This is a genomic window from Amycolatopsis sp. Hca4 (genome assembly GCF_013364075.1).
In the GTDB taxonomy this organism is placed as follows: domain Bacteria; phylum Actinomycetota; class Actinomycetes; order Mycobacteriales; family Pseudonocardiaceae; genus Amycolatopsis.
Window position 1 is genome coordinate 3,580,427 of sequence record NZ_CP054925.1, and the last position, 9,198, is coordinate 3,589,624.

The 9,198-nt window shown below is 73.0% G+C and carries 1 protein-coding gene; it reads right to left on the minus strand.

Translation table 11 applies throughout. The annotated features are described in order from the left end of the window. Positions 1 to 68 precede the first annotated feature (68 nt). On the minus strand, positions 69 to 9,182 hold the full coding sequence (locus HUT10_RS50995) for a type I polyketide synthase (RefSeq protein WP_176171877.1): 9,114 nt from the start codon (positions 9,180 to 9,182) through the stop codon (positions 69 to 71). Between the last annotated feature and the right edge of the window lie 16 nt (positions 9,183 to 9,198).

The window sequence follows — 9,198 nt, forward strand, 5'->3', positions numbered from 1 at the left end:
AACAGGGGCCCCTACGCAGGGAAATCCCGCCCCTTGCCGGGGGCGGGATTTCCTTCTTCCGGGGCGTATTACAATTTACCGAGATCATTGTTGATGAAAGCGAGAAGTGCGTCGTCGTCGGCGAAATCGAGCTCGCTCGCCTTTTCTTCTTCTTTTTCGGCGAAGCGGGCGAGCAGGGTCTGCAGCCGCACGGCGAGCTCGCTGCGCGTCAGCCGGTCGGGTTCGCCGGCGGCCAGTGCGGCTTCGAGCCGGTCGAGCTCGGCCAGGACGCTCGGGGCACCGTCGCCGAGCTGCGCCTGCAGGTGCTCGGCGAGCGCGGTCGCGTTGGGGTGGTTGAAGACCAGGGTCGGGGGCAGGGTGAGCCCGGTCGCGGCGGCGAGCCGGGTCCGCAGCTCGACGGCGGTGAGCGAGTCGAAGCCGAGTTCGCTGAAGGCCCGGTTCGCCTCGACCGCGGCGGTCGTGGCGTGCCCGAGCACCTGCGCGGCCTCGGTCCGGATCAGGGTGAGCAGCTCCGCCCGCAGGTCGGCAGGCGCCAGTCCCGCGAACCGCGTGGTCTCGGGCACCGGTACGTCGGAAAGGCACGCCTCGGGCAGCTCGGCCAGCAGCGGGCTCGGCCGGGTGGCGGTGAAGGAGGGGGCGAACCGGGCCCAGTCGACATCGGCCACGACGACGGAGGTCTCCCCCGCCCCGACGGCGGTCCGCAGCGCCCCCAGCGCCCCGGCGGGCGCCAGGGGTGTCAGCCCGCGGCGGCGCAGGTGTTCCTGCTCGGCGGCCCCGGCGGCCATCCCGCTGCCGGCCCACGGCCCCCAGGCAACGGAGGTGGCGGCCCGGCCCGCCGCACGCCGACGCGCGGCAAGGGCGTCGAGCTGCGCGTTGGCCGCGGCGTACGCGGTTTGGCCGCCGGCGCCCCAGACGCCGGAGATGGAGGAGAAGAGGACGAAGGCATCGAGGTCGTCGCCGAGCAGCTGGTCGAGGTGCTCGGCCCCGGCGACCTTGGCGCGGAGGACGGCCTGGAAGTCCTGCTCGGAGAGGTCGGCGAAGGCGGTGGCCTGACTGACCCCGGCGGCGTGCACGACTGCGGTGACCTCGGGGAGCTGCTCGAGGGTCTTGGCGAGGTCATCGCGGTCGGAGACGTCGCAGGCGAGGACGGTCACCTCGGTTCCGGTGGCTCGGAGGTCGTCTACGAGGGCTTGTGCTCCCGGCGCGTCTGGGCCCCGGCGGCTGAGGAGGACGAGGTGGGCGGCACCGGCCTCGGCGGCCCAGCGGGCAACGGTGACACCGAGGGCGCCGGTGCCGCCGGTGATGAGCAGGGTGCCGGTGGGGGTCCAGGGGTGGGTGGGTACAGGGAGAGGGGCACGGACCAGGCGGCGCGCGTACGCGCCGGAGGGGCGCAGGGCGAGCTGGTCTTCGCCGGTCGAGGTTGATCGCTGCCCTTCACTCGTACCCGTGATGACTCCCCAGGCCTGGGCCGCGAGGTGCTCGTCCGGTGTCTCCGGGACATCGACCAAACCACCCCAGCCGTCCGGCTTCTCCAGCGCCAGTGCCCGGCCGAAACCCCACAGCGCGGCCAATTCCGGGTCACCGGCGGTCTCGTCGCCGGGAACCGCCACCGCGCCCACCGTCACGCACCACAACGAGCCCGCGACTTCGGCCCTGGCCAGCGTCGCCGCGTCGGTCAGGGCGTCGTCGCCGGGGGCGGAGACCAAGACCACTCCGTCGAACCGTTCCGTCGACTCCAACTCTCCCGGCACGGCGACCACCACCCCCGGCCGTTCCAGCGCGTCCGCCCAGCGCCGAGCCGCTCCCGGCGCCGCCACGATCGCGTACCGGCCCGACGGCACCGCCGCGACCGGCTCCGGGAGCGGCACCCACGTCACCCGGTAGCGCCACGACTCCGTCCCCACCGCTTCGGCCCGGTCCCGCCGCCACGACGCCAGCGCGGGCAGCACCTTCGCGACATCCGCCTCCGGCACCCCCGTCCCCGCCGCGAGCCCGGCGACGTCGGCGCGGTCGACCGCCGACCAGAACCGAGCGTCGATCTCGCCACCGGCCGGACGCGCCGCCGGCCAGAACCGTTCCCGCTGGAAGGCGTACGTGGGCAACGGAATCCGGCGTCCGGGCAGATTGGTCCAGTTCACTGGCACCCCGGCGGTGTACAACCCGGCCAAGGCCGTGAAGAACGTGCGCTCCTCGTCGCGGTCGCGGCGCAGCGCCGGGATCGCCGTGCCCGGGACCATCGAGCTCAGCACCCCGTCCGGCCCCAGCTCCAGGAACACCCCGGCCCCGGCGGCCTCCAAAGTGGACACCCCGTCGGCGAACCGGACCGCTTCCCGCACGTGCCGCACCCAATACTCCGCCGTGAACGGCTCAGCGAGAGCACCGCTCACATTCGAGAGCACTGGTATCTCCGCCGGGTGGTACGTCAGCGACTCCGCCACCGCACGGAACTCCGCCAGCATCGGATCCATCAACGGCGAATGGAACGCATGGCTCACCGAAAGCCGCTTCGTCTTCGGGAAGCGAGCCGCGATCGCCAGCACCGCGGCCTCCTCGCCCGAAATCACCACCGACTCCGGCCCGTTCACCGCCGCAATCGAAACACCCTCGGCCAGCTCGATCGCCGACTCCGGCGCGGCGATCGACACCATCGCCCCACCGGCGGGCAACGCCTGCATCAACGACGCCCGCGCCGCCACCAACCGGCAAGCGTCCACAAGGGACATCACGCCGGCGGCATGCGCGGCCGAGATCTCCCCGATCGAATGCCCCGCCACGAAGTCCGGGCGAACACCCCACGACCGGAACAGCCGGTACAGCGCGACTTCGACGGCGAACAACGCGGGCTGTGTCCAGCCGGTATCGTCCAAACCGGACCCGTCGAAGACCACGTCGTGCAACGGCCGGTCCAGCAGCCGGTCGAATTCGGCGCAGACCGCGTCGAAAGCTTCCGCGTACACCGGGAACCGGTCGTAGAGCCCCCGGCCCATGCCGGCCCGCTGCGCACCCTGCCCGGTGAAGAGCACGGCGAGCGAGCCCGGCCGGACGTCGCCGCGGAGCACGCCCGGGTCCGGCGTCCCGGCCGCCAGTGCCGTCAGGCCGCGGACCAGATCGCCGTCGTCCGCGGCGAGCACCACCGCGCGCCGGGACAGCGCCGCGCGGCCCGTCGCCAGGGTGGCCGCGACGTCCGGCAGGGCGCCGCGGTCGGCGTCGAGCAGCCGGCGGGCCTGCTCCCGCAACCCGTTCTCGGTCTGCGCCGAGACCGGCACCGGGAGCAGCCCGGCCGGCGCGGTGTCGTGCACGACGACGTCGTCCGGCGCCTGCTCGAGGATCGTGTGGGCGTTGGTGCCGGAGATCCCGAACGACGAGACACCCGCGCGCCGCGGCCGGTCGGACGGCCACTTCCTGGTCTCGGTGAGCACCTCGACCGCGCCCGCCGACCAGTCCACGTGGGACGTCGGGGCGTCGACGTGCAGGGTCTGCGGCAGCACGCCGTTCCGCATCGCCATGACCATCTTGATGATGCCGGCAACGCCGGCCGCGGCCTGCGTGTGGCCCAGGTTGGACTTGACCGAGCCCAGCCACAGCGGCTCTTCGCGGTGCCGGCCGTAGGTGGCGAGCAAGGCCTGCGCCTCGATCGGGTCGCCGAGCTTCGTCCCGGTGCCGTGCGCCTCCACGGCGTCCACTTCGGACGGTTGCAGTCCCGCGTCGGCGAGGGCCGCGCGGATCACCCGTTGCTGCGACGGGCCGTTCGGCGCGGTCAGGCCGTTCGACGCGCCGTCGGAGTTGATCGCGGATCCCCGGACCACGGCCAGGATCTCGTGACCGTGGCGGCGCGCGTCCGAGAGCCGCTCGACCAGCAGCAGGCCGGCGCCCTCGCCCCAGCCGGTGCCGTCGGCGCCCTCGGCGAACGCCTTGCAGCGGCCGTCGGGGGCGAGGCCGCCCTGGCGGTCGAACTCGACGAACGCGCCCGGCGTCGCCATCACGGTGACACCGCCGGCGACGGCCAGGTCGCACTCGCCCGACCGCAGCGCCTGGCGCGCCCAGTGCAGCGCGACCAGCGACGACGAGCAGGCGGTGTCCACGGTGACAGCGGGGCCTTCGAGCCCGAAAGCGTAGGCGATCCGGCCGGAGACGACGGCCGCGGCGTTGCCGGTGCCGACGTACCCGGCGACGTCGTCGCCCGCGTCGGTGAGCAGGGCGGGGTAGTCCTGGCCGTTGGTGCCGGCGAAGACGCCGATGCGCTCCCCGCGCACCGACCGCGGATCGAGGCCGGCGCGTTCGAACAGCTCCCACGCGGTCTCGAGGAGGATCCGCTGCTGGGGGTCCATCGCGGTGGCTTCGCGCGGCGAGATCCCGAAGAGCTCGGCGTCGAAGTCCGCGGCACCGGTCAGGAACCCGCCCGGTTTGACGGCCGCGAGCCCGGACGGCCAGCCCCGATCGGTGGGCGCGGCGGACAGCGCATCGGCCCCGCGGGCGACGAGGTCCCAGAGGTCTTCGGGAGAGCGGACGTCACCGGGGAACCGGCAGGCCATCGCGACGATCGCGATCGGTTCGTCATCGGAGGTGGAGTGGTGCTCTGTTTCGAGAGCAGTGCTCTCGCCAGAGAGCAGTGCACTCAGGTGGCGGGCGAGGGAGGCGGGGTCGGGGTGGTCGTAGGTGAGGGTGGCGGGCAGGTCGAGCCCGGTGGCCACCCGGAGACGGTTGCGCAATTCGACGGCCGAGAGGGAGGTGAACCCGAGATCGCTGAAGGGACGAGCCCGATCGAGGGTGGCGGGCGAGGCATGCCCGAGCACGGCGGCGACGTGCTCGCGGACGAGCTCTTGGACTCCGGCCGCGGTGAAGCGGGGGCCACTCGCGGCGGGGTTTCGAGCGCCGGCCAGGCCGAAGTCGGGACCGCCGGTCGCGGCGAAGTCGCGGGCTCCGGCTGCGGTGGCGGTGCCGCCGGCCGCGGTGACCTGGGGGCCGCCGACCGAGTCGGGGTAGCGGTTGCCGGTCATGGCCGAACTGCGGCCGCCCGCCGTGCCGCGGTTGTGGCCTCCGGTCGTGGCCGAACTGCGGCCGCCCGCCGTGCCAGGGTTGTGGCCTCCGGTCGTGGCGAAGCCCGCGGCCGGGTTGCCGGTGGCCTCCGCGCTTCCCGCGGCGGCATTGCCGGCCAACGGCAGCCCGGCGAGCAGCGGGCTCGGCCTCACCGCCGTGAAGGCCGGGCCGAACCTCGCCCAGTCGACGTCGGCGATCGCGACCGTCGTCTCCCCCGCGACCAGCGCACCTTCGAGCGCAACCAGGGCCGGCTCGGGATCGAGCGGCCGCAGCCCGGCCGCGCTGAGCCGCGCCGTGACCTCGTCGGCCGCCATCCCGCCTCCGGCCCACGGCCCCCAGGCGACCGCCAGCGCGGGCAGGCCGGCGGCGTGGCGTGCTTCCGCGAGGGCGTCGAGACCGGCATTGGCCGCCGCGTAGCCGGCTTGGCCCGCCGCTCCGAGGGTTCCGGCCAGGCCGGAAAACAGGATGAACGCGTCCAGGTCTCGGGTCAGTTCGCTGAGGTGGCGGGCCCCGGCGACCTTCGCCGCCTCGACACGGGCGACGCGCTCCGGGGTCAGGGCGTCGAGGACGCCGTCGTCGAGAACACCCGCCGCGTGGACGACCACCCGCAGGTCGGCACCGATCCGTTCGACCAGGGCCGCCACCGCAGCGCGATCGGTGACATCGCAGGCTTCGACGACCGTCGAGGTACCACCGGCACGAAGTGCGTCGGCCAGCTCGGCGGCGCCGGGAGCATCCGGACCCCGTCGCGAGGCGAGGACGAGCCGATCGGCTCCCCGCGAAGCAGCCCACCGGGCGACGCGCGCGCCGAGGGCACCCGTGCCGCCGGTGATCAGGACCGTTCCGCGGCAAGACCAGTCGTGGGCTGGGTGAGCCGCGGCGGGCACCAACCGGCGGCCGAACACTCCCGAAGCGCGGATCGCCACCTGGTCCTCGGTGCCGGACAGAGCCGCGAGCAACCGGGCCGTGGCGCGGCCGTCCAGCTTCGGCGGCAGGTCCACCAAGCCTCCCCACCGGTCCGGGCACTCGAGGGCCGCCGTGCGGCCGAAGCCCCACAGTGCCGCCTGGTCGGGGGCACCGAGCGGGTCCGCGCGGCCGATCGTCACCGCCCCTCGCGTCAAGCACCACAGCGGCGCCCCGATTTCCGCGTCTCCGAGCGCTTGGAGCAGCGTCAACGTCGAGGGGACGTCGCCACCCAGTGAGAGGATGCCCGTCCAGTCGTGGTCCGGGAGGTCGCGGAGGCGGCCGGCCAGCTCGGCCCGGGACGCTCCGGTCGCCGCAACCCGCACCACGCCGGTGAGCGACGCGGCCAGTTCCGCGGCCGTTTCGTCGGACTCCGGGGCGATCAGCAACCAGTCGCCAGGGGAGCCTTCGGGCAAGGCCAACGCAGTCCACTCGGCGCGATACCGCCACGCGGCCACGCGGCTCCGGTGCCGCCAGGCCGACAGCGCCGGGCGCACCGCTTCCGCCAGCTCCGCGTCCAGACCGAGTGTCGCCGCCAGGTCCGGGCTCTCGACCGCCGACCAGAACTGCTGATCCTCCGTGGCCACTTCCGCTGCGCCCGTGAGCCAGTAGTGCTGCCGCTGGAACGCGTACGTCGGCAAGTCGACCCGGGTCTCGGACGGCAGGAACGGTGTCCAATCGACCGGCACCCCGTGGACGTGCAGCGTGGCCAACGCGGTGAGCAGTGCTCTCTCTTCGGAGCGGTCCTTCCGCAGGGTGGGGACGGCCACCCCCGGCACCATCGAACTGAGGACGCCCTCGGGCCCGAGTTCCAGGAACACCCCGGCCCCGGAAGATTCCAAAGTGGATACTCCGTCGGCGAACCGGACCGCCTCCCGCACGTGCCGCACCCAATACTCCGCCGTGAACGGCTCAGCGAGAGCACCACTCACATTCGAAATCACCGGAATCTCCGCCGAGTGATACGTGAGAGACTCCGCCACCGCACGGAACTCCGCCAGCATCGGATCCATCAACGGCGAATGGAACGCATGACTCACCGCGAGCCGCTTCGTCTTCGGGAACCGAGCCGCGATCGCCAGCACCGCGGCCTCCTCGCCCGAAATCACCACCGACTCCGGCCCGTTCACCGCCGCGATCGAAACACCCTCGGTGAGAACGATCGCCGACTCCGGCGCCGCGATCGACACCATCGCCCCACCCGACGGCAACGCCTGCATCAACGACGCCCGGGCGGAAACCAAGCGACAGGCGTCTTCCAGAGACAACACCCCGGCCACATGCGCCGCCGAAATCTCCCCGATCGAATGCCCCGCCACAAAATCCGGACGAACACCCCACGAAGAAACCAACCGGAACAACGCCACCTCGACCGCGAACAACGCAGGCTGCGTGAACTCCGTCCGATCCAACAGGGAAGCATCGGAGAAAGCATCACGAAGAGCAGGATCGAAGTGCGCAAGCACCGCATCGAACGCGGCCGCATACACCGGAAACCGCTCGTACAGCCCAAGACCCATCCCGACCCGCTGCGCCCCCTGACCGGTGAACAGCACCGCCAGACCGCCCCGCACAACCTGTCCACGCACCAGATCGGGCGCGTCGACGCCGTCCGCGAGAGCCGTAAGTCCGGAGAGAAAGTCCGAAGTGGACGATCCGAACACCACCGCCCGGTCCTCGAACGCAGAACGCCCGGAAAGCAGCGCCGAACCCACCTCGGCGAGAGGCTCGTCCGCCAACGGCACCAGCGCCGCCGCCTGGGCGCGCAGCGCGTCCGCACCCCGGGCGGACACCAGCCACGGCACCGGGCCCGTCACCTCGGCCGGCGCCGGCGCGGGCCGCGGCTCCACCTCTTCCAGGATCACGTGTGCGTTGGTCCCGGAGATGCCGAACGACGAAACACCCGCCCGCCGCGGCCGGTCGGCGGGCCACGCCCGCTCCGAAGTCAGCAACTCGACCGCGCCTGCCGACCAGTCCACTTGGGACGACGGCGAGTCCACGTGCAACGTCCGCGGGAGAACGCCGTGGTGCATCGCCAGCACCATCTTGATCACGCCCGCCACCCCGGACGCCGACTGCGTGTGCCCGATGTTCGACTTCACCGAACCGAGCCACAGCGGCCGGTCGGCCGGGCGGTCCTGACCGTACGTCGCCAGCAGCGCCTGCGCCTCGATCGGGTCGCCCAGCGCCGTTCCCGTTCCGTGCGCCTCGACGACGTCGACGTCCGATGAAGACAGTCCCGCCGCCGCCAGGGCCGCAGTGATCACGCGGCGCTGGGACGGGCCGTTGGGGGCGGTCAAGCCGTTCGACGCGCCGTCCGAGTTCACCGCCGAGCCGCGCAGGACCGCCAGCACCGGGTGGCCGTGGCGGCGCGCGTCCGACAGGCGCTCGACCAGCAGGAGGCCCACGCCCTCGGCCCAGCCCGTGCCGTCCGCCGCGTCCGCGAACGCCTTGCAGCGGCCGTCCGCCGCCAGGCCGCCCTGGCGGTCGAACTCGGCGAACGTCCCCGGGGTGGCCATGACCGTCACCCCGCCGGCGATGGCCAGCGTGCACTCGCCGCGCCGCAGCGCCTGGGCCGCGAGGTGCAGGGCGACCAGCGACGACGAACAGGCCGAGTCGATCGTGACCGACGGGCCCTCCAGGCCGAGGTGGTACGACAGCCGTCCGGACAGCACGCTGCCCGCCGTCCCGGTCAGCAGGTAGCCTGCCACGTCCGGATCAGAGTCGGTGCCGGACGTGCCGTAGCCCGACGCCGCCCCGCCGACGAACACGCCGGTGCTGCTGCGCCGCAACGACTTCGGCGCGATCCGGGCCCGCTCCAGCAGTTCCCACGACGTCTCCAGCAGCAGCCGCTGCTGCGGGTCCATGGCCAGGGCTTCGCGGGGAGAGATGCCGAAGAAGCCGGCGTCGAACTCGGCCGCGTCGTGCAGGAAACCGCCCTGGAACGCTCCGATCGGCCAGCCGCGGTCGCCGGGGAAGCCGCCGATCGCGTCCGTGCCGGCCGAGACCAGCCGCCACAGGTCATCGGGCGAGCCGACGCCGCCCGGGTAGCGGCAGCTCATGGCCACGATCGCGACGGGCTCGGCGTCCCGGGCCTCGACCTCGGCGAGCCGGTCGCGGGTGTCCTTCAGATCGGCCGTGACGAACTTGAGGTAGTCACGGAGTTTCTGCTCGTTGGCCATGGAAGCCCCACTGTTT

Coding starts and splice junctions, on each gene's coding strand:
- HUT10_RS50995 (WP_176171877.1), bottom strand. CDS start 9,182: ATGGCCAACGAGCAGAAACTCCGTGACTACCTCAAGTTCGTCACGGCC.